This window comes from Streptomyces sp. NPDC001532 (assembly GCF_040298625.1).
In the GTDB taxonomy this organism is placed as follows: Bacteria; Actinomycetota; Actinomycetes; order Streptomycetales; family Streptomycetaceae; genus Streptomyces.
On the sequence record NZ_JBEPAL010000010.1, the window covers coordinates 1 to 19,751 of the forward strand.

Consider the following 19,751-nt stretch of genomic DNA (forward strand, 5'->3'; position numbering starts at 1 on the left):
CCCTCCCCGCGCCCCCGGGCCTCACCCCCGTGCCGGGGGGGGGGGGGGGGGCCGGCCCGGCGGGCCCGCCCCCCCCCCCCCCCGCCCCGGACGGAACATGGCAGTGGCGCGGCCGCTCAGCAGGGCGTGCCTGCCGGCTGCGCGCCGATCGTCACAGGCCGATGGTGCCCGGACCGGCCCCGCGCATCACGGTGTCCTTGACCGCCTGCGGATCGTCGACCACGTAGTCGTAGTAGTCCGCCGGGTCTTCGACGCTTCCGCCCGTGACGGGTTCGCCGGTGTCACCGACGAAGACGTTGTTGCGTTCGACGAGGTTGCCCTCCGGGCCCGAGTAGCTGTTGGTCATGGGCTCTTCGACGTCGTCGAAGTAGTTGCCCTCGACGAAGCAGCCGGAGTCCGCGTTGCAGGCCGGGCCGGTGTCGCTGTTGTCGAGGAAGTAGTTGTTGTAGATGTGCACCGGGTCGCCGAAGCGGGTGCGCGGATTGCGCTGCGGGGTGCGGTCGTACCAGTTGTGGTGGTAGGTCACCTTCAGCCGGCCGATGTCCTGGGCTCCGTTCTTGTCGGAGTGGCCCAGCAGCATGTTCTTGGTGTGGTGGTGGGTGTGGTTCCAGGACACGGTGATGTAGCTGGATCCCCGCTTGATGTCGATCAGGCCGTCGTAGCCGGCGGACAGGTCGTTGTGATCGATCCAGATGTGGTGCGAGAACATCTGGACGTTGATGGAGTCGTCACTGGCGTTCTTGAACGTCAGGTTGCGGATGATCACGTTGTGCACGGCGTTCGCGGGCGGCGAGGTCACGCTGTCGCTCGCGGGGAGGCCGATGTTCAGGCCGCCGCCGGAGATGCCGGACGCCGCGCCGACCCCGACGATCGTCTTGTCCGAGCTGACGTCGTACATCCCGGCGGGCAGGGTGATCATGCCGTTGACGCGTACGGTCCTCGGGCCCTCCGCCTTGATGGCGGCGATGAGGTCGGCGGCGGTGGAGACGGTCACGGTCGGACCTCCCGCGCCGCCGGTCGTGCCGTTCTGGCCCCACGCGTCGACGCTCGCGAAACCGGTGGGCGCCGACTCGACCAGTGCGGCCGGCACGGCCGGGGCGGGAGCGGGGGCGGCGGCCGTGACGGACAGCGCGGCCAGGGCCGTGAGGAGCAGGGTGTGTGAGCGGTGCATCCAGGCCTCCGGGGCTCAGGCGATCCTGCCGACGCCGACGCCGGCCGCAACGGTGGTGGGGACGGTCGACGGGGCGTCGAGCGTGTACGCGTAGTAGGTGCGCGGCTCGATCACCGTGCCCAGGGTCTGCGGCGCCCCGGAGTTGACGTACAGGTTGTCGCGTTCGACCACCCGGCCGGGTCCGCTGTCGTCGTAGCCGGAGTAGATCGGGTGGGCGACGTTCTCGAAGTAGTTGCCCTCCACGAGCACGCCCGCGTTCTCCGTGGAGGCCACGCCGTAGAGCCGGTTGTTCCGGTAGTGGTTGTTGTAGACGTGCACCGGCTCGGCGAACCGGACACGGGGGTGGCGCTGGTCGGTGCCGTCGAAGAAGTTGTGGTGGTACGTCACGCGCAGTTTGCCCCGGTCGGCGGTGTAGCTGTCGCTGTGGCCGAGCAGGCACGTCTTGCTGTGGTCGTGGAAGTGGTTCCAGGAGACGGTGACGTAGTCCGACTCCCGCTTGATGTCGAGCAGTCCGTCATAGCCCTGCGAGAAGTCGCAGTGGTCGATCCACACGTGGTGGGCGCGGTTGGTGACGCTGACGGAGTCGTCCGAGGCCCGAGTGAAGCGGAGATTGCGGATGATGACGTTGTTGCCGGGCCTGGTCGTGGAGCCGAGCTGGAGTCCGCCGCCGGTGATCTCGGCGGTGGAGCCGACGCCGAGGATCGACTTGTCCGCCACCACGGTGATCATGCCGCCGAGCTGGAGGCGGCCGGAGACGAGGATGACGTACGGCGAGTTGCGGCCGGCGTAGTCGGCGAGCTGTGCGCCGGTGGTCACCGTCACGGTCGGCCCGGCGACACCGCCCGTGGTGCCGTTCAGGTCGAGCGCGCTGACGGACGCGAAGCCGTCGGCGCTCTGCGCGGCCACCGCGGCGGCGCGCTGGACCTGGGAGGCGACGGCCCGGGCGCGCGGGGCCGCGCCGACGGTCAGGGAGGCGGCGGCCACGGTCGCGGCGGTGCCCGCCAGCAGGCTCCGGCGGGTGACGGGGGGAATTCTGGGGGGAACTTCGGTCACGGGAGGCTCCTTCAGATCCGGCCGGCTCCGGCACCGGCGGGAACGGTGACGGGCAGGCTCGCGGGGGCGTCGAGGGTGTACGCGTAGAAGACGCGTGGTTCGATGACCGTGCCGAGCGTCTCGGGCTTGCCGCAGTTCACGTAGACGTTGTCGCGTTCGATCACCCGGCCGGGTCCGCTCTCGTCGTAGCCGGAGTAGATCGGGTGGGCGACCTTCTCGAAGTAGTTGCCCTCCACGAGCACGCCCGCGTCCTCGGTCGACGCCACGCCGTAGAGGGTGTTGTTCCGGTAGTAGTTGTTGTAGACGTGCACGGGCTCGCCGAAGCGGACACGGGGGTGGCGCTGGGCCGTGCCGTCGAAGAAGTTGTGGTGGAAGCTCACCCGCAGCCTGCCGCGGTCCTGGCTGCCGTTGGCGTCCGAGTGGCCGATCAGCATGGTCTTGCTGTGGTCGCGGAAGTGGTTCCAGGAGACGGTGACGTAGTCCGCGCCGCGCACGATGTCGATCAGGCCGTCCGCGCCCGTGCTGAAGGTGCAGTGGTCGATCCAGATGTGGTGCGAGGACTGCTGGATGCTGATCGAGTCGTCCTCGGCGTCCGTGAACCGCAGGTTCCTTATGATCACATTCTGTCTGCGGTACATGTCGAGTCCGCCGCCGGTGATCTCCGCGTCGGTGCCCAGTCCGAGGATCGTCTTGTTGGAGCGCACCCCCTGCTTGCTGGTGATGCGCAGGGTGCCCGAGACCTGGATGACGTAGGGCTCGTCACGGTCGCAGTAGTCCAGGAACGTCTCGGCGTCGGTGACGGTGACCACGGGGCCGCCGGCGCCGCCGGTGGTGCCGGACAGACCCAGTGCGGGCACGGACGCGAAGCCGTCGGCGGGCTGCGCGGCCGCCGCGGCGGCCGGCTGGGCCGGGGAGGCGGCGGCCCGGGCCTGCGGGGCCGGGCCGATGGCCGGCAGGGTGGCGGCGGCCACGGTCGCGGCGCTGCCCGCGAGCAGCCCGCGCCGGGTGACGGAGGGGAAATTCCTCATCGTCGTCTCGTCTCCTCAGATCTTCCCGACGCCGGCTCCGGCCGGGACCACGGCAGGGATGTCGGCCGCCCGGTGCGGGGCGTAGGCGTAGTACGTACGCGGGTCGACGACCGAACCCCGGGTCTCGATGGCGTGGTTGCACTCGACGAGGACGTTGTCGCGTGCGACCAGGCGGCCGAGGTCGCCGCTGAAGTCCACGCGGGCGGGGTTGTTGACGCTGTGGAAGTAGTTGTCCTCCAGCACCACTCCGGCGTCCATGGCGGAGGCGACGCCGTAACTGTTGTCCCGGTAGTAGTTGTTGTAGACGTGCACCGGCTCGGCGAACCGGACCCGCGGATTGCGCTGGTCGGAGGCGTCGAAGTAGTTGTGGTGGTAGGTGACGCGCAGCCGCCCGCGGTCCTGTGCGGCGTTGTCGTCGTCGTGCCCCAGGAGCAGGGTCTTGTCGTGGTCGTGGAAGCGGTTCCAGGACACGGTGACGAAGTCCGAGCCCCGCTTGATGTCCACGGCGCCGTCGTCCCCGTTGGAGAAGTCGTTGTGGTCGATCCAGATGTGGTGCGAGAACATCTGGATGTTGATCAGGTCGTCCGTGGCCCCGTCGAGCGACAGGTTGCGGATGATGATGTTGTGCACCGCGTCAGCGGGCGGGGCGGTGACGTCCTCACGCACCGGGAGACCGATGTGCAGCCCGCCGCCGGTCAGCCGCGCGGTGCTGCCCAGACCGACGATGGTCTTGTCGGAGGCGACGGGGTGCATGCCGTCGCTGGACCCGGTGGGCAGTGCGATCGTGCCGCTGACCTGGACGATCAAGGGCCCGGGCCGGGAGATGTAGTCCAGGAACTGCGCGGTGGTGGAAGCGGTGACCACCGGCCCTCCGGCCCCACCGGTGGTGCCGTTCTGCCCGAGCGCGTCGACCGAGGCGAAGCCGTCGGCGATCACGGCGGAAGCCGAGGGGGAGGGGGACGGGGAGGGGGCGGTACGAGGCGTGGCGGCTGGTGTCGGAGATGCGGAGAACAGGAAGGCGGCGAGCAGCGCCGTGGTCATCGCCGCTGCTCGTGACACGCGGTGTCTGTGTAATCGCATGTGGGAGAGCCCTTTCTCTATCTGCGTACAGGCATGACGAAGAGGGTCTCTTGCGGGGCGCTGTACTGAGCGAATGGAGTCCCGGTTGGTCAGCAAGCGCTTTCTGCCGAAAGTAGGAGCGTGCCGCGGACACGTCAACAGGGATCTCTTGACGAAAAGCAAGGCTTTTCAACAGAAGCGAACAGTGGCTGCGCCCGCGGTCAGTCAGCAGAGTGAGTTGGGGATCAGCCAGGCGTCACCGCGCCCTCCGGCAGTCCGAACCACTCCTCCAGCGCCTCCGCCAGCCCGGCCGCCGACGCCGGCGTCGACGCCGGCCACTGCGCTCCCGCGTCCGCCGCCCAGGCCGTGAAGCCGTCCGGACGGACGAGGACCGCGGCAAGTTCCGGGCGGGACGGGCAGCCGAGCCTCAGGACGTCGACGCGGCCGGCATACCTCGCCGCGAGGGCCCGGAGGTGCGGGTCGTCGGTGAGGTCGAGCAGGAGCGCCCGGCCGGCGTGGAGGTGGTCCGCGAGGCGACTGCCGTCGGCGAGTTCGAGGTCCGGGGCGCTGCGGCCGGTCAGCGCGTGCTCGCCCGGCAGCTCGTAGCGCACCCCGGCGCTGTTGAGCCGCGCGGTGAGGTACGTGGTGCCCGCGACCGTCTCCGCCAGGCCGCTGACGATCTCGCGCAGGGCCCGGGACTGCGGGTCCGGGCGCATGGCCGCGACCTGGGAACGGGTCCAGTCGAGAATCCCCGCGCCGACCGGGTGCCGTTCGGCGGTGTAGGTGTCCAGCAGCCCTTCCGGCGCCCGGCCGCCGATCACCGCGGCGAGCTTCCAGCCGAGGTTCATGGCGTCCCCGATCCCCAGGCTCAGCCCTTGGCTGCCGAACGCGGAGTGCACGTGCGCCGCGTCGCCCGCCAGCAGCACCCGGCCCTTGCGGTACTCGGTGACCTGGCGGGCGTGGTCGGTGAAGCGGGTTGCGGTCTGCACTCCGGTGATCGTGACGTCCACGCCGGAGACGCGGCGCAGCCTCGCCTGGAGGTCCTCCGCGGTGACCGGCGCGTCCCGGTCGGCCGGCGGGCCGTCGAACTCCACGGTGACGATGCGGCCCGGCATCGGTCCGTGGGCGTAGACCCCGGTGTCCGTGGCGGCCCAGCCGACCGCCAGGTCCTCGGCGCCGGTCATCTCCACGACCGCCTGGTGACAGGTGATCTCCGGGTCCGTGCCGGGGAACGCGAACCCCGCGAGCTTGCGGACCGTGCTGCGGCCGCCGTCACAGCCCACGAGCCAGCCGGCGCGTATGGCCCCGTGGCTGGTCCGCACCGTGACGGCCCCGTCGTCCGCGTCGAATCCGGTCAGCTCCACTCCCCGGCGCACGTCGACGCCGAGTTCGTCCGCCCGCTCGCCGAGCAGCCGCTCGATGTCCTGCTGCGCGACGAAAGCGATCTCGGCTGCGGGTCCGGCGTCGCCGAGGCCCGGCTCCGTACGGTCGACCAGGTCGGCGCGCAGCATGATCCCGGCGAAGTGCCCGACGTAACCGAGCCCTTGGCCCGCGGCCCCGCCTGCGCCCCCGCCGTTTCGTTCGCGGACGAATGCCTGGAAGCGTTCCATCGCCTGCCGCTGCACCTCGGCCAGCGCGGGCAGCATGCCCCGGCGGTAAAGTGCCTCGGCGCTGGGCGTGGTGATCGCCCCGCCCTTGATCGTCGGGTCCACTTCGGCGAGGCGTTCCAGGACGGCCACCCGCGCGCCTCCGAGCCGCAGCTCGCAGGCCAGCATCAGCCCGACCGGGCCGCCTCCGGCCACCACTGCGTCTTCGTCATAGTTCATGGCGCCGACTATGAACGAGGGCCGAGAAGGCCAAAAAGGCGCCGCGGTGTCAAGGAGCCGGCCCCGCGAGGAGGGACGGGAAGCGGGTCGGCTCGGCACCGCCTGGACGGAGGTGGGCCATACCTGGCCGGGCACGACCTGGTGCATCGGCGAGGCATCGGAGATCGGGTTCGTACTGCCGCAGTGGAAGGAGCGGGTGCAGGGGCTGTGGCGGTCACTGCCGGCTGAGCGGGCCGCGTCGTCTCAGTTCCACCCTGTATCGACGGCAGTGCCGGGACCCCAGTCGCACCGGTCGGCGATCTCTTCGAGGGTGAGCGTGCCGTCCGTGTGGCCGAGCAGAGCAAGCTGCCGGATCGACGGGCTGTGACGCCCGTCCAGGACGACTGACGTTGGCGTTGATGTACTCCGGGTCGGCCGGCAGACGGCCGGAGGAGGTCATGTCCACCACCAGATGCGCTTGGCGGCTTGGTACAGGGCGGTGAGTTCGGGGCGGCGAACTCGCCGGTGCCGATGAACAGTTGGTCCAGGCGCGATCCGGACAGGCAGTCCAGTGCTTCTTCGGGACGTTCGATCAGGGGCATCCCGCGGACACACCCGGCTCGTCGTCACCGGCTGCCGGACACTGCCCGGTAACCGCAACGACTGCGAGGCATCGGAGCTCTCCGGTGCCAAGGCCGCCGTCGGCAGAACCACAGTGATCGCCGACGGCGGCTACCGGGGCACCAGCCTGGTCATCCCACACCGCCGCGAACCCGGCCAGGCCGAACTCCCGGCCTGGAAACAGAAACACAATGCCTCCCACCGCAAAGTCCGCGCCCGCGTCGAGCACGCCTTCGCCCGCATGAAGACCTGGAAGATCCTCCGTGACTGCCGCCTCAAGGGAGACGGCGTACACCACGCCATGCTCGGCATCGCCCGCCTGCACAGCCTCACCCTCGCCGGGTGACGAAGAAGCGGGCAGGTCAACGAGCGCGTAGTAGATCATTTACGGGACAACGCTTATAGGGTGGCAGCCGCAAGGACGCGCTTGCGATGCGCGAAAGCACCGAGCGAGGCGGGAATACGCGTCATGCGCGTATTCTCCGGTCCGCGCACTCCATCCCGCACGAGTACGCGTAATCATGTGCGGCGGCGCCAGGGAAGTAGCTGGTCGGCCTTTTTCTGCCGCGCGAAAACGGGTGTATACCTTCCGTTTTCCGGGTCTTGTGCGGGAGATCAGGCGTGACCTAATCTCCGTGCGGTTCCATAAAAGGGTATTCCATAATTCCGGCATAAGGGGGAACTCGTGCGCAGAATTGCGCTGCCCGTGTTAACCGCATTGTCCTTATCCCTGCTGCTTTCACCGCAGGCGATGGCGGGGGTGGCCCCCACGGACGCAACGCTCGCCGGGACGGCCACTACCGTCGATCCACCGCTGGCGGACGGCGAGATCCAGCAGGTCGGCCCCGGTCTGTACTCGACAGCGGACAACTCCTTCAAGATCTACGAGACCGATGTGGCCGAAGGCCTCATGAGCCGCAGCCACACGGTCAGTGCCCTGCCGGGCGATGTCGCCAAACCGGAGTCCGCACCCGCGTCCCGCGCGGACATGGGTGTCTTCGGGCCCGGCTGGGAAGCCGAGTTCGTCGGCGGCCGGCTCAACCGCAAGCTGGAACAGAAGGCCGGCTCCGTCGTCGTCACCGACCTCACCACGAACGTCCCGGTCACCTACACCCTGAAGAGCAGCGTCGACTACCCGAGCGGTGGCGGCGTCCGCAAGTACGCGACCGCCGAGGGCGACACGCTCACCGAGACCACCAGGTTCGACGAGGCGACCGGCACGTGGGTGTCCACGGCCGTCGAGAGCGTCAGCGTGGCCGCGTCGGCCGCGGACGCGGACCAGTCCGCCGACACCGACGCCGACGCCTCCGTCGGCATCGACAAGCTGACCCCCACCTACACCTGGAAGCAGGTCGTCCCGGGTGCCGACACCTGGCGCGTCACCGCCGTCGGCACCGCTGCCGACAGCAGCCTCACCACCGTCGGCTACGACACCCAGGGCCGGGTCTCCACCGTCACGGAGGCCACCGTCGGAGAGACACCGGCACGGTCGCTCCAGGTGAGCTACTCGACCGCCACCACGGCCACCGGGACGACCCTCGGTGCGTTCGAGGGCCGGGCCAAGGAGATCAGCGTCACCACCGGTGCGACGACGCAGACGCTCGCACGGTACTCCTACGACACGTCAGGCCTGCTGCGTTCGGTCACCAACCCGGTCGAGGGGACCGAACTGGTCTCCTCGTACGCCTACGACTCCATCGGACGCGTCTCCGACGTCAGCTCGCCGTCGAACGGCGACTGGGACCTGTCGTTCACGGCCGACTCGGCCGCCCCGGACGTCGAGCCTGTCGGCCCCGCGCCGCCCACCGCGGAGTCGCCCCTCACGGGTGCGGCCGGCATCTCCGACGGTGCCGCCACCGCCCCGCCCGCGACGGACTTCGTCAACGGCGAGATCACCGACCCGCAGGCCTATCCCCGCCAGTGCGCCAGCGCGGTGGACTGGCTGCTGTACCTCAAGACCGGCTGCGCCGCGTGGGCCGCGCACTACGGCTGGCACCAGCCGTGGTTCAAGACCACGAAGAGCAACCACCGGGTCGTGGGCATCAACAACGACGGTTGCAGCACCCCCGGCCCCAACATCAGCCGTCCGCAAGGTTTCGACTTCCGACCCGCGTGCGACATGCACGACTACGGCTATGGCCTGATCGGCAACACCTACAAGGGATACAAGTACTACCTTGACCGCAGCCAGAAGGCGAACGTCGACTCCACCTTCTACGCCGTGCTGAAGGCGTACGTCTGCAAGGCGTACTCCATCTGGAGACAGGGCTCGTGCCTCAGCATCGCCTACACCTACTACAAGGCCGTGGGTCTGGCGGGCAACCCGAAGAACGGCGCCAACGCGACCTGACGGCGGCAGCGGCGCCCACTTCAGGCCGCGCAGCGCGACATCACGACCGATGATCCCGACGGGCACGTCAGGGCCGGGTGATGCGGACCGCTCGCCGCCCGGCCCTCCCCCCCCCGCAGGCCCGTACCGCACATCTCAGCACCACGCCGCTGCTCCCCACACATCGCTCCGGGCTGAGTCGCGTCCGCCTCCCCACGGGCCGATCCGAGACAAGCCCCCGGCACACCGAGGCATTATGAAGAGAACGAGCCGGATGACAGTCGTCACCTTGATGACGGCCATCTCCCTCGGCGCTGCGATACCGGCCCAGGCGTCCGCGCCACCGGACCCCGTGACAGCCATGGAGGCCACCTCCGGCGCCATCGATCCACCGCTCTACGACAAGACCGCGAACGGAGCGAAAGTCCGCGTCAACGTCCTCACCAAGCAGCGTGCTGACCTGTCCGCCGCGGCCGGGGCCGGCAAGACACTCCAGAGCTTCGACACCCTGCCGCTGGTCACGGTCAAGGTGGACAAGGCAGGCCTGGACGAACTGGCCGCCCAGAGCAATGTCATCAGCGTCACCGAGGACATCCCGGTGCCGCCGTCACTGGACCAGAGCGTCCCCCTCATCGGCGCGGACGCGCCCGCGGCAGCGGGCCTGACCGGTGCGGGCACGGCGATCGCCGTCCTGGACACGGGGGTGGCCACCCAACACCCGTTCCTCAAGGGGCGGGTCGTCGCCGAGGCGTGCTTCTCACCGATCGACGCCGACTACTCCGCCACCAGTCTGTGCCCCGACGGCACCGCGGAGCAGGAGGGCACCGGCACGGCCGACTCCGAGACCGGGCCGTGCGCGACCATCGCCGGATGCGACCACGGGACCCATGTGGCCGGCATCGCCGCGGGCAACGGCAAGGGCATCGCCGGAGCACCCGCTCGCGGTGTCGCTCCCGGTGCGGACATCGTCGCCATCCAGATCTTCAGCAAGTTCTCCTCGGAGGACTACTGCGGGGCGGGCGCCGCGCCGTGCGTCCTGAGCTTCGCGAGCGCCCAGCTCTCGGCGCTCGAGAAAGTACAGCAACTCGCGCAGTCCGGAATCCCGCTCGTCGCGGCCAACCTCAGCCTCGGCGGCGGCCGGTACACCAGCGCCTGCGAGGACGACCCACGCAAGGTGGTGATCGACGGCCTGCTCGACGCCGGTGTCGCCACCGTGGTCGCGGCCGGGAACAACGGGAACACCGACGCGGTCAGCTCACCCGCCTGTATCTCCTCCGCTGTCACAGTGGGCGCCACGACCGACGACGATCAACTGTCCGCCTTCACCAACCGCGGCCCGCTGCTCGACGTCCTCGCACCCGGCACCGGCATCACCTCTTCCGTCGCGGGCGGCGGTTACTCCGCCAAGAACGGAACGTCCATGGCCGCCCCGCACGTGGCCGGCGCCCTCTCGCTCCTCCGGCAGGCGTTCCCCGCGAAAAGCATCGCGTCTCTCGAATCGCTCCTGGAGGCCACGGGCAAGACCCTCACGTACACCGGTGCCAGCACCCCGCGTATCGACGTCGGGAAGGCGATCGGCGATTCGGCCCCCGACCCCGATCCGGTGGCGAAGCCCCGTCCGTCCAGGATCATCAACGACACCGTCCTCGGCATCCCCGACCCGGGATCGGTCCATTCACCGATCACGGTGTCCGGTGTCTCCGGCAACGCCCCCGAGGCGCTGCGGGTCTCGGTGCTCGTCAAGCACGGCTGGCTCGGTGACGTACAGGTCGACCTCATCGACCCGAACGGCAGGGAGTACACGCTGAAACTGCCCAACGACACCGACTCCGGCGGCACGTTGAACAGGACGTACACGGTGGACGCGAGCGGTTCCCCGGCCGAGGGCACCTGGCTGCTGGAGGTCGAGGACCAGTGGGTGGGCAATACCGGCACCCTCGACTCCTGGTCCCTGACGTTCCCCACGGCGTTCGAGAGGTCCGGTGCCTTCCCGATCCCCGACCCCGGCACGCTCACCTCCGACATCGCGGTCTCCGGCGTCTCCGGCTACGCGCCGGGCGCGCTGCAGGTCGCGGTGAACCTCACCCACGGCTGGCTCGGTGACGTGCAGCTCGATCTCCTCGGCCCGGACGGCAAGGTGTACGCGTTGAAAGCGGTCAACGAGACCGGGATCGAACCCTCCGGCACGTTGAACAAGACGTACACGGTGGATGCGAGCGGTTCCCCGGCCGGCGGCACCTGGAAACTGAGGGTCGACGATCAGTGGGTGGGCAGTACCGGCACCCTCAACTCGTGGTCCCTGACGTTCCCGTCGTTCGAGAACCAGACCACGTACACCGTGCCCGACCCGGGCTCCGTCCAGTCGCTGATCCCGGTGTCCGGTGTCTCCGGCAACGCCCCCAAGGCGCTGCGGGTCTCCGTGGACGTCACCCACGGCTGGTTCGGCGACGTGCAGGTCGAGCTCGTCGACCCGAACGGCAAGGTGTACGTGCTGTATGAGGTCAACGGCGCCGATCCCGGCGGCACGCTGCGAGAGACGTACACGGTGGATGCGAGCGGTTCCCCGGCCGGCGGCACATGGAAGCTGAGGGTCGAAGACCTGTGGGTGGGGAGTTCCGGCACCATCAACTCCTGGACGCTGACGTACTGAGATTACGCCTTCCTCGCCTGCGCGACCCGTCTTGCCGACGCCCGGCTCGCAGGCACTTGTAGCCCTGGACCACCGGGGATGCCGCCGACCGGCATCGGTGGCATCCCCGTCCGGAGTGCTGTCCCCGCTACCCGGCCGAGCCGCTGTTCCGCTCCTGAGCGTGTGATTCTGGTGTTGGCCGGTTTCTGGAAAATCCCAGGAGCCGGCCCGCGCGATCAAGGAGCAATTCGCCGGAAAGGCGTCTTCTGCGGGAATCGGTGGGTCTGTACTGCGCCGGGTTGCCGGGTTCCTTCCCTTCCAGGGCCTCCCGTCTCGTTGAGATTCACCGGTTCGTAGCCGATCGACAACGCACGCCCCGGCGCACCCGGCATCCCCGAACACACCCTGAATGGCCGGCGCGGTGATCGGGGAGCGCCGGCGCCTCTCCACCGCGCGCAGTTACTCCTAGATCCGCCGGTGACCGGGGTCGCCCGCCGCCGGGCCACCCTCCAGTACCGGGCGCTGGCGCAGGCGTACGGCGTTCAGTATGTGCTCACCCAGTGGATCGGATTCCAGGCTGGGATGGGCGTCGATGCGCAGCCGGTGCCCGTCACGGGTGATCACGTGGTAGGCGACCACCTTGCCGCCGAAGAGATTGGCCCCGTGGGCCTGTCGTGAGAGCACTAGGCGGTCGACGTCGTCCCAGGTGACGGCGCGAGGGCGGCCGTAGGAGGTGTACACCAGCCCGCCCGCGTACAGATGCGTGCGAACGAATCCCTTGGGCATTCTCCACAACAGCACCGGAAGCGCGATGATCACCAGGACGAGCGCCGCGAGCAGACAGAGCACCACCGTGGTCACCAGCTTCTTCAGGCCGGGGATGTCGCTCCCGGTCTCGCCGAGAACCCAGTTCACGCCCCACAGGGCTCCCACGATCACAGCGCCGATGGTCACTGTGCCGGCCACGATCTCCAGCGGGCTGGTGTTCTTGCGGGTGAAGACGTGCTCGCCCAGCGAACGCTCGGCCGCCAGGCGGGTGACGCGTGCCGACGGGGCGTATCCCTTCATCTGCACGGCATTGGGGAATCGCTTGATGACGGCGACACCCAGGACCGAGGCGGCCAGCCCCGCGAGGAGGACGGTGATGGCGGACGAGGCCGGGGTGTCGCCGAAGATCAGCACTCCCAGGCCGTACAGCATCGTCGCCAGGCCGCCGAAGACCACCAGCAACATCAGGCAGCCCCAGTTCAACAGCGGCCCGGGCTCGGCGTGTTGCTGCGGTTCATCTGTCATGGCGTCCCCCAGGAGTCGTGGTTGGCGACGCCGAATCTAGCCGTTTCGAATCACCGTCACTACTCCCGCCCACGCCGTGGAGACGCTCCCTCTCGACGAGGCCGTCAGCCGGCTGCCGGTGGGCACCGAGTCCCGTGACGGCTACCACCGGGGACGCCTTCCGCCACTGGAATGCCGGGGACGATCCGGCTGACGACGACCCAGCGGAAGGTGCCCGGACCGGTGCCGTGCGGCTGGCCGCATTCGGCGATCAGCGGGCGGATGCCCCGCACGCGAAGAAGCCGACGGCACTTGTCGTGATCGTAGCCGCGGTCCGCGAAGAGCATGTCCGGGCGATGCAGGGGCCGGCCGACCACCCCGGCGACCGCTGGGAACTTGTCGAGCAGTGGGAGCGGTTGGGTGACGTCGTTGCGGTCGCCGCCGGTCAGGCACACCGCGAGCGGGATGCCCTGGCCGTCGGTGAGCACATGGTGCTTGCTGCCCGGACGTGCGCGGTCGACCGGGCTGGGCCCGCTGTCGGGCCTCGCCGAGCTGCTCTGACGTGCGAGGAGTCGATCACCGCCAGCTACCAGTCCAGCTGGTTCTTCGACCGCGGCTTGTTCAGCAACTGCTGGTGCAGCCGGCCCCAGACGCCGGTCTCGTTCCAGGCCGCCAGGTGCGGCCGGCCCGAGCGACCAAGCGGACAGTCACATGATCAACCCGCTGTTCTCGGGGCCAGTTAGGGTCGGCCCCATGACAGAAGACCTGGTCCAGGATTCGTGGAACCGTATCGACGAGTGGCTGCGCGAGCACGCCCCTCGTACCTTCGCAACGCTCGGACCGCCCGCGAGGCATGAGGAGATAGCTGCGGCGCAGGAGGAACTGGGCCTCACCTTCCCTCCGGACCTGGTCGCGTCACTGCTGCGGCACAACGGGGCGATGGACGGGGCGGAGGCTTTCCGGTTCAGCACGCACGACCGGCTGCTCGAAGTGGCGGGGATCCTCGAGGACACCAGGTTCATGCGCAACATCGCCGAAGACCTCGACGAGGATGAGGCCGAGTCCTACTGGCACCACGGCTACGTGAAGTTCGGCTCCTACGGGGTGACGTCCGACGGTCTCGTGATCGACTGCCGCCCCGAGCAGGACTCCTTCGGCGCGATCGGACGGTTCTTCGACGAGACCGGCACCGCCTTCGGGAAGGCCGACTCACTGGGCGGATACCTGGCAGAGCTGGCTGGCTTGCTCGAGCGCGGCCGGGACGCTGGTGTCGTCACCTTCAACGGCCGACTGCTCTGGGAGTGGGCTGTGCCCGCCTGCCCGGAGTGGGGCAGTGCCGACGATCCTCTTCCCGCACCGCATGAGCAGCTGCCGGAGCTGGACCTCTCCTGCAGTCCCACCGACCTCCTCCATGCGAGCCACCTGGACGGACTGGAGGAGCTCGGTGCCCTGCTCGCGGTCCTGCCGCGGGAGCGGGTGGCTGAGGCCGCCCGGAAGCAGCTGCGCAGACTGGCGGTCGAAACGGGCCTGGACAAGTACCCGGAGATCAAGTCGGCCCTGGACGCGCTGGAGCGGGGTGAAGCCCCCTCAAGGCCGGGCCCGACCCACCCGCTCGTGCTGCGACTGCGCGCGGTGCTCGTGCAGGCGGACGCACACCGAGACCACACTCGCAGGTGGGCCGCGGAGAAGATGGCACACGGGATCTGGGGCTCGCCCTACAGGTCCGTGTGCGAGAGCGCGGGGATCCGGAGTCGCCTCACTGTCGACTGGCGCGCGGATCTGCACGCGGATCTGGGCAACCCGCCACTGCCACCGATACCTGACGATCGCTTCTGGGGGACCCTGCGCAACCCCGCCATCGACTCCAGCTGGTACGCGGCCCAGCACGCCCAAGAACAGGGCTGACCCCGGGGCTCCCCTTCCGCGTGAGCGCTTCGTCTGACGGACCCCGCCGGATGAAGCGCTCGATCACACTGGGGCCGACGGCCAACACGGGGTGCAGGATCGATCGCGCGGGGCGCTGGGTGGCTCAAGCGGCTGCGGAGCCTCGAGAACGGGTGTCATCGACCCTGCTTCACTCAGGGGCAATGACAGGCAGCGTGCCGCATCGGCGACAACCGCCATGCTTCGTCCAGCTGAAGTTCGTATCCGGTCGGCCCGAGACGGGCTGGGGTGCTGGTCTTCGCCCGCGGGTTCCCGAACCCACGACGGACCCAGGCAGGCAAGTCCAGGCCGGGCAGTCCTGGCCACAGGCGGGTGGCAGGATCTTGCCGACAGTTCTGCACGAGGAGGCGACGTGGACGACCGATCACAGCATGACCACTCCGGCTGGGAGGCAGTCGTGCTCGCGGCTCGGGAACGTGCCCGCTCGCGGCAAGCACTCATGGTCGAGCGCTTCGGCCTGTCCGGAGACGTGCAATACGACTGGTCGATGGACGACGCGCGGATCACGTGGTCGCGCGACGGCAAGGTGTTCCTCACCGGCCGACTCACAGTGATCGGCAGCGTCAGCGTTGCCCAGCAGACCTGGCTGTGGTCCTGGGCGAACGAGTCACTCCCGCACGCCGCCCTGGGCGAGATGGAGAGAGTGCGGCAGTTCGGCGAGGAGAACGACTACCCCGTCCTTCCTTGGCCGGGCTTCAAGTACGACCCTGAGCTCGTCGCTGAGGCACGGATGGTCGCGGCTGCCGTGCTCGACGCCGAGGGACTGTGGGCGGAGTCGACGGACGACGTGCAACTCCACTTCATGATCCATGACCTGGCGCTCGCTGCCGAGCGACAGTGACGGTTGCACGGATTCCCAGGCTGCTGCTGGCCGCTGGCCGCTGACCGCTGGACGTTGAACGGCAAGCTGAGTGCCTGCTCTCGATCCCTGCCGGTGAAACGCCTGGCGGCTCCTGCCGTGAGGCACGTGACAAAGTCACAGTCCGCTTTGGCAGGGCGGGGAGAACACGATGGTACGGCGCGCGATCAACAATGCTTGATTCATGGCAATCTACGGACCGGCAGGATGACTTGGAGCCCGGAGGCGGCACGGACCTGCTCGGCGGGGGCCACCGCGGGCGGGATCTCCAGATGGTCGACCGCGCAGACGAGGGTGCGGGTGCGCACTGTTGTCATCTGGGAGGGCAGCAGTTCAACCATCTGGTGCTCGGGTGCGGGCTGTTCGTGGGTGGGGCTGGGGCGTAGGCGACGATGTCGTGGCCACTCGGGGTGAGACGGCAGGCCCACCGCCCGCCAGCACGGCCTTCGATCAGTACCGGATGCCCGCAGAGGAAACGGTCGCGGGGCACGCTTGGTCATTCGGCAGGTGCCTGCTCGGTGCGGAGTTGCTGGTGCAGGTCGTGGTAGAGGCGCAGTCGTATCCCGAGCTGGCCGGGTTCGAGGGTGGTGCGGTCGGCTGGCGCGGTCGCCCAGCGCGCGGCGACCGCGTCCTGGAGACGAGCGCCGTCTCGTCGTCGGCGGCCGCGGCCTCCACCACGACGAGCCCTGGCTCGGCCACGTGCAGTGCGTTGACCGGCCCGGTGCCGGGCATGACGTGCTGACCGGCGTCGGTGTTTCCCGGCCGCGGCGGATTCGCCCGGTTGTGTTCACCTCAGCCACGCTGTGGTCCGGCCGTTGATGAGGATCTGTGACGGTCAGCCAGCGGCGCTCTGTGTTCCACGGGCGGTTGCGGTCGGCAACGAGAAGCCTCCCAGCGGCATTCATCCGACGAAAGGGAGCTTGCGAGGTGACGGAGTGCACTGACAGGGTCGGGGCCGGGCGGCTGCCGCGGGTTCGTCGGCATTCGCGCACTGCTCGTGGATCCCCCGGACTCCGCGGCGGTATGCGCCTCTTCAGCCGGCACGCCTTGGGGCTCGGCCGGCTGATCCGGCGCTTCCCTCAGGTTGCCGGGTGCGGTCTGCTCGCCCGCAGCCTGCGGGCGAGCAGACCGAGCAGCACAGCGTTGACCAGGGCGGACAGCGCCACCCCGATGGAGAAGACCAACGGGCTCAGCCAGGCGGTCGAGGAGTGGTACGCAACGGGCGACGACACCGCCATCGCGAGGATGCTGAACGGCGCTGTGGTCATGAGCGGCCAGATCCCGGCGAACCCGGGGTCGGGCAGCACGAATTCGGCGTACAGGAAGAAGCCCAGCGCCACCGCGACCACGGCGAGGTATCCACGCGCGAGCCAGTTGTCCACCGCGGGCGTCAGCAAGGCCCGAACTCGCCGCGGGCGGGTGCGCGCAGGCGCCGTCATGTCTGTTCTCTTCTGCTCAGCCGGGTCCGCGACGTGGGGGAGGGGTTCACGTGCGCCGGTCGGTGTGGCAGTCGCGGTCCTCGTCACGAGGGCGCCGAGCGCGGCAGCGTTCACCAGGGCGCACAGGAGGAGCCACACGGCGAAGACCATGACCGCTGTCACGTCGGCCGTCCCGTGGATGTCGGTGCCGGGGTCGAGAGGGAGGAACACGCACAGGAAGGAGAGGGGCGCCGTCAGCAGCAGAGGACTCCCGGCGAGGGCGTTCTCCGGGAAGAGCAGCATGAGCGTGAAGGAGACGGCGAATACCGCCAGATAGCCCCGGGCGGGCCAGCTGCCCGAAGCAAGCGCAAGGAGCCGGCGCAGGCGCGGGACGCGGCGGGGGTGGGACGCAGTCGGCATCGGTTGTTTCCTCGGGTCGCTCCGTTGTTGATCTCCACGGTGGACCATGCGTCGCGCCCGGACATGAGTACGGGTACTCATCGGCAGGGCCGCAGGATGCGCACGTGTCCGCGCAGGATGCTCACTCTTCGGTGGCCGGGTCTCAGCAGGTCCGCGGGTTCCGTTGCCGGTGCTGTACATGGCGGAGAAGCTGCGCTCGAAGGGCACGGAAGAGGAACTGAGCCATCTGCGGGGCAAGTCCGCTGTCACTCGCTCGCACACGGCGTCCCTGGGCTTCGGGTGGTGCACCATCCCCGGCCCGGCCGCACCCCCCGGCGCCTGGCTTTGCCGTTCTCGCCCCGAATGTCAGTGTCAGACCGCACCATAGACCCAAGAAAACGCCCAACACCGGCTTCGGAGGCCAGTAGTGGACGAACCCAACCTCGACAACCTCGACGATCGCCAGTTCGAACAGCTCGCCGTGAGCCACGCCCACCCCAAGCATCGCGACCCCGACACGTGGGCGCTCCTCAGCAGCCCCCAGCACATCGACCGCACCCGTGCCGCCCTCACCAACGTCCACCAGCGCACCGCCGCGGCACTCCGCCGCCGCAAGACCGAACGAGACGCCTTCCAGCAGGAGTGCCACGCCCGCGGCGCCGCCGGCAAGAAGGAATGGTTCGAGTCCCGGCCTGAGTACGAGCGCTGGCGCCGCGGCACGGCCGGCTTCCATCAGATGGTGCAGTCCGCGATCTCCGAGCTCAGCAGGACCAAGCGCGTCCAGAACCACCGGATGACGACCCAGCAGAGCGGCCAGGCCGCCCGCGAGGCCCTGCGGAAGCTCTCCATCGCCGTGCAACGCCACCAAGCCATGCACGCCAAGACCGGCACGATCGCCGCCCAGGAGGACTACGAGCTGTGGCAACTCCTGGACCAACTCACCGTCCCCTGCGGCCCGAACCAGGAAGCCACCACTCTGCGCACGATGCTCGACTTCTACTGGACCGACGTCGACGTCGTCGCGGACGCGGACGAGGCTCGCGCCCAAGCGGAACGGGCGATGCGGCAGGCGCCGGCCGGTAGGTCCTCTGAGTACGCCGGTATCCCGAGGGCCCGCCACGTCGGCAACGACAAGGGCCTGGCGAATTGAGGTCGCGCCGACAGTTCACGCCCGGACGCCGATCTCGGTCTCGGGACCACCGGGGACGCTACGCGCGGTCTCTGCCGTCCCGAGCACCGAGGTGGGCGCCAGCCGTCGTCCTTGCTGCCGCCGTCCCTCTCGTGGCCCTTTCGAACCTCTGAACCGTCAGCGTCACTCGCCCGGCCGCACCCTTCGGCCGGGCGTCCCTTGTCCGGGCGGAGCGCTCCGAAACACCCGCTTCCATACCGGTAGATCGACTCTTTCCCCTATGCCTTCTATCAACTGCACCGTCCAGCCCTACTCGCAGGCACCCGCAGGCAACCGCAGGCACCCGATTGGCCATCACTGGCCGCCACGGCCACACACAGACCGAGGAACTGGTCTTGGACGCCGAGCCCACGAACAATGGCCGGACCTGTACCGGCGGGGTGAGGTCACCGTCCTTTGGGCCGTCACCACACCGGCTCTCATGAGCATTTCCGTGGCCGCTCCCTTCACGAGCCCTGCCACGGGACCCGCAGCTGCTGAAACTGTTCGCTCCCACGAGCAGGAGGCCTTCCTCACGCACTACAAGACCCCGTCGACGCCGACACTGGGGAGCCGATCAACTGGCTGCGCCGTCAGGTGCTGGATCGCGGATGGAACAGCGAGCGGGCTGACAAGGGCGGTTTCATCCAGGAAGCCACGGGCTGGAAGCCGTGCCCTTTGCAGCACACGATGGACGTCATATAGGTCGGGCGGGCCACCGGCTTGCACATGCCCAGTCTCCCTTGACGGCGCCGTCCGGCACCTGACATCGCCGCCTGCGCGCGCCGGGCCCTGCCAGCGCTTCCGCCGCGTGCTCAGGCGGTTGTCGTCCTCATTCGACCTCGCCGGGGTCTCCCATCGGCCGTGTCAGGCCGTCTTCCGCGGCTGTGCGTCGGTCGCGCTCGGTCTCGTCCAGCTCAAAGTGGTGCCGACACTCCTCACGTCGCACCCCGTCCACCGTAGGCGGAACGCCTGGCGGTGCTACGCACGTGGGGT

General features: G+C 69.2%; 12 protein-coding genes and 5 pseudogenes. 7 read left to right on the forward strand and 10 right to left on the reverse strand.

Features of this window, described 5'->3' with window-relative positions; translation table 11 throughout:
* Nucleotides 1-151 precede the first annotated feature (151 nt).
* The 5 genes from ABT232_RS12085 to ABT232_RS12105 all read right to left on the reverse strand — a co-directional run bounded on the left by ABT232_RS12085 (nt 152) and on the right by ABT232_RS12105 (nt 6,137).
* The gene (locus ABT232_RS12085) at nt 152-1,171 is read right to left on the reverse strand and encodes a pectate lyase family protein (protein ID WP_351839263.1); all 1,020 of its coding nucleotides are present in this window, start codon (nt 1,169-1,171) and stop codon (nt 152-154) included.
* Between the two features lie 15 nt (nt 1,172-1,186).
* Nucleotides 1,187-2,224 (reverse strand): pectate lyase family protein, encoded by a 1,038-nt coding sequence (locus ABT232_RS12090; protein WP_351839265.1) that lies wholly within the window; start codon nt 2,222-2,224, stop codon nt 1,187-1,189.
* A gap of 11 nt (nt 2,225-2,235) precedes the next feature.
* Nucleotides 2,236-3,252 carry a pectate lyase family protein gene (locus ABT232_RS12095; protein WP_351839267.1) on the reverse strand — a complete coding sequence of 339 codons (1,017 nt, stop codon included), beginning with the start codon at nt 3,250-3,252 and terminating at the stop codon, nt 2,236-2,238.
* A 15-nt stretch (nt 3,253-3,267) separates the two neighbouring features.
* The gene (locus ABT232_RS12100) at nt 3,268-4,311 is read right to left on the reverse strand and encodes a pectate lyase family protein (RefSeq protein ID WP_351839269.1); all 1,044 of its coding nucleotides are present in this window, start codon (nt 4,309-4,311) and stop codon (nt 3,268-3,270) included.
* A 245-nt stretch (nt 4,312-4,556) separates the two neighbouring features.
* Nucleotides 4,557-6,137, reverse strand: coding sequence for an FAD-dependent monooxygenase (locus ABT232_RS12105; protein ID WP_351839271.1), 1,581 nt, complete (start codon nt 6,135-6,137; stop codon nt 4,557-4,559).
* 592 nt (nt 6,138-6,729) lie between these two features.
* On the opposite strand from ABT232_RS12105, the pseudogene ABT232_RS12110 reads away from it, so the two are divergent.
* The 3 genes and pseudogenes from ABT232_RS12110 to ABT232_RS12120 form a co-directional block, all read left to right on the forward strand.
* Nucleotides 6,730-7,083, forward strand: a pseudogene (locus ABT232_RS12110) (transposase); the annotation flags it as partial.
* Between the two features lie 405 nt (nt 7,084-7,488).
* Complete coding sequence (locus ABT232_RS12115) at nt 7,489-9,087, forward strand: phospholipase A2 (RefSeq protein ID WP_351839273.1); 1,599 nt, start codon at nt 7,489-7,491, stop codon at nt 9,085-9,087.
* 271 nt (nt 9,088-9,358) lie between these two features.
* Entirely contained in the window at nt 9,359-11,716 is a 2,358-nt protein-coding gene (locus ABT232_RS12120) for a proprotein convertase P-domain-containing protein (protein WP_351839275.1), read from the forward strand.
* Nucleotides 11,717-12,160: 444 nt separating this feature from the next.
* Here ABT232_RS12120 and ABT232_RS12125 read toward each other — a convergent pair whose 3' ends face one another.
* Complete coding sequence (locus ABT232_RS12125; RefSeq protein ID WP_351839277.1) at nt 12,161-12,988, reverse strand: DUF6585 family protein; 828 nt, start codon at nt 12,986-12,988, stop codon at nt 12,161-12,163.
* A gap of 49 nt (nt 12,989-13,037) precedes the next feature.
* Between ABT232_RS12125 and ABT232_RS12130 the strand changes: the two are divergent.
* Nucleotides 13,038-13,182: pseudogene (locus tag ABT232_RS12130) on the forward strand (HNH endonuclease); the annotation flags it as partial.
* On the opposite strand, the pseudogene ABT232_RS12135 reads toward ABT232_RS12130, so the two are convergent.
* A pseudogene (locus ABT232_RS12135) lies at nt 13,171-13,643 on the reverse strand (transposase); the annotation flags it as partial. The pseudogenes ABT232_RS12130 and ABT232_RS12135 sit on opposite strands and share 12 nt — an antisense overlap.
* Before the next feature lie 77 nt (nt 13,644-13,720).
* Between ABT232_RS12135 and ABT232_RS12140 the strand changes: the two are divergent.
* Together ABT232_RS12140 and ABT232_RS12145 are read left to right on the forward strand one after the other, a co-directional pair.
* A complete protein-coding gene (locus ABT232_RS12140) occupies nt 13,721-14,872 on the forward strand; it encodes an SMI1/KNR4 family protein (RefSeq protein ID WP_351839279.1) in 1,152 nt (383 codons plus the stop codon).
* 391 nt (nt 14,873-15,263) lie between these two features.
* The gene (locus tag ABT232_RS12145; RefSeq protein WP_351839281.1) at nt 15,264-15,752 is read left to right on the forward strand and encodes a DUF6882 domain-containing protein; all 489 of its coding nucleotides are present in this window, start codon (nt 15,264-15,266) and stop codon (nt 15,750-15,752) included.
* A gap of 514 nt (nt 15,753-16,266) precedes the next feature.
* Here the strand turns inward: ABT232_RS12145 and ABT232_RS12150 are convergent.
* The 3 genes and pseudogenes from ABT232_RS12150 to ABT232_RS12160 form a co-directional block, all read right to left on the reverse strand.
* A pseudogene (locus ABT232_RS12150) lies at nt 16,267-16,353 on the reverse strand (hypothetical protein); the annotation flags it as partial.
* Nucleotides 16,354-16,445: 92 nt separating this feature from the next.
* A pseudogene (locus ABT232_RS12155) lies at nt 16,446-16,502 on the reverse strand (hypothetical protein); the annotation flags it as partial.
* Nucleotides 16,503-16,849: 347 nt separating this feature from the next.
* Nucleotides 16,850-17,608: an SCO4225 family membrane protein gene (locus tag ABT232_RS12160; protein WP_351839283.1), complete on the reverse strand. Its 759-nt coding sequence runs from the start codon at nt 17,606-17,608 to the stop codon at nt 16,850-16,852.
* A gap of 406 nt (nt 17,609-18,014) precedes the next feature.
* On the opposite strand from ABT232_RS12160, the gene ABT232_RS12165 reads away from it, so the two are divergent.
* Nucleotides 18,015-18,737: a hypothetical protein gene (locus ABT232_RS12165; RefSeq protein WP_351839285.1), complete on the forward strand. Its 723-nt coding sequence runs from the start codon at nt 18,015-18,017 to the stop codon at nt 18,735-18,737.
* Nucleotides 18,738-19,751 lie beyond the last annotated feature (1,014 nt).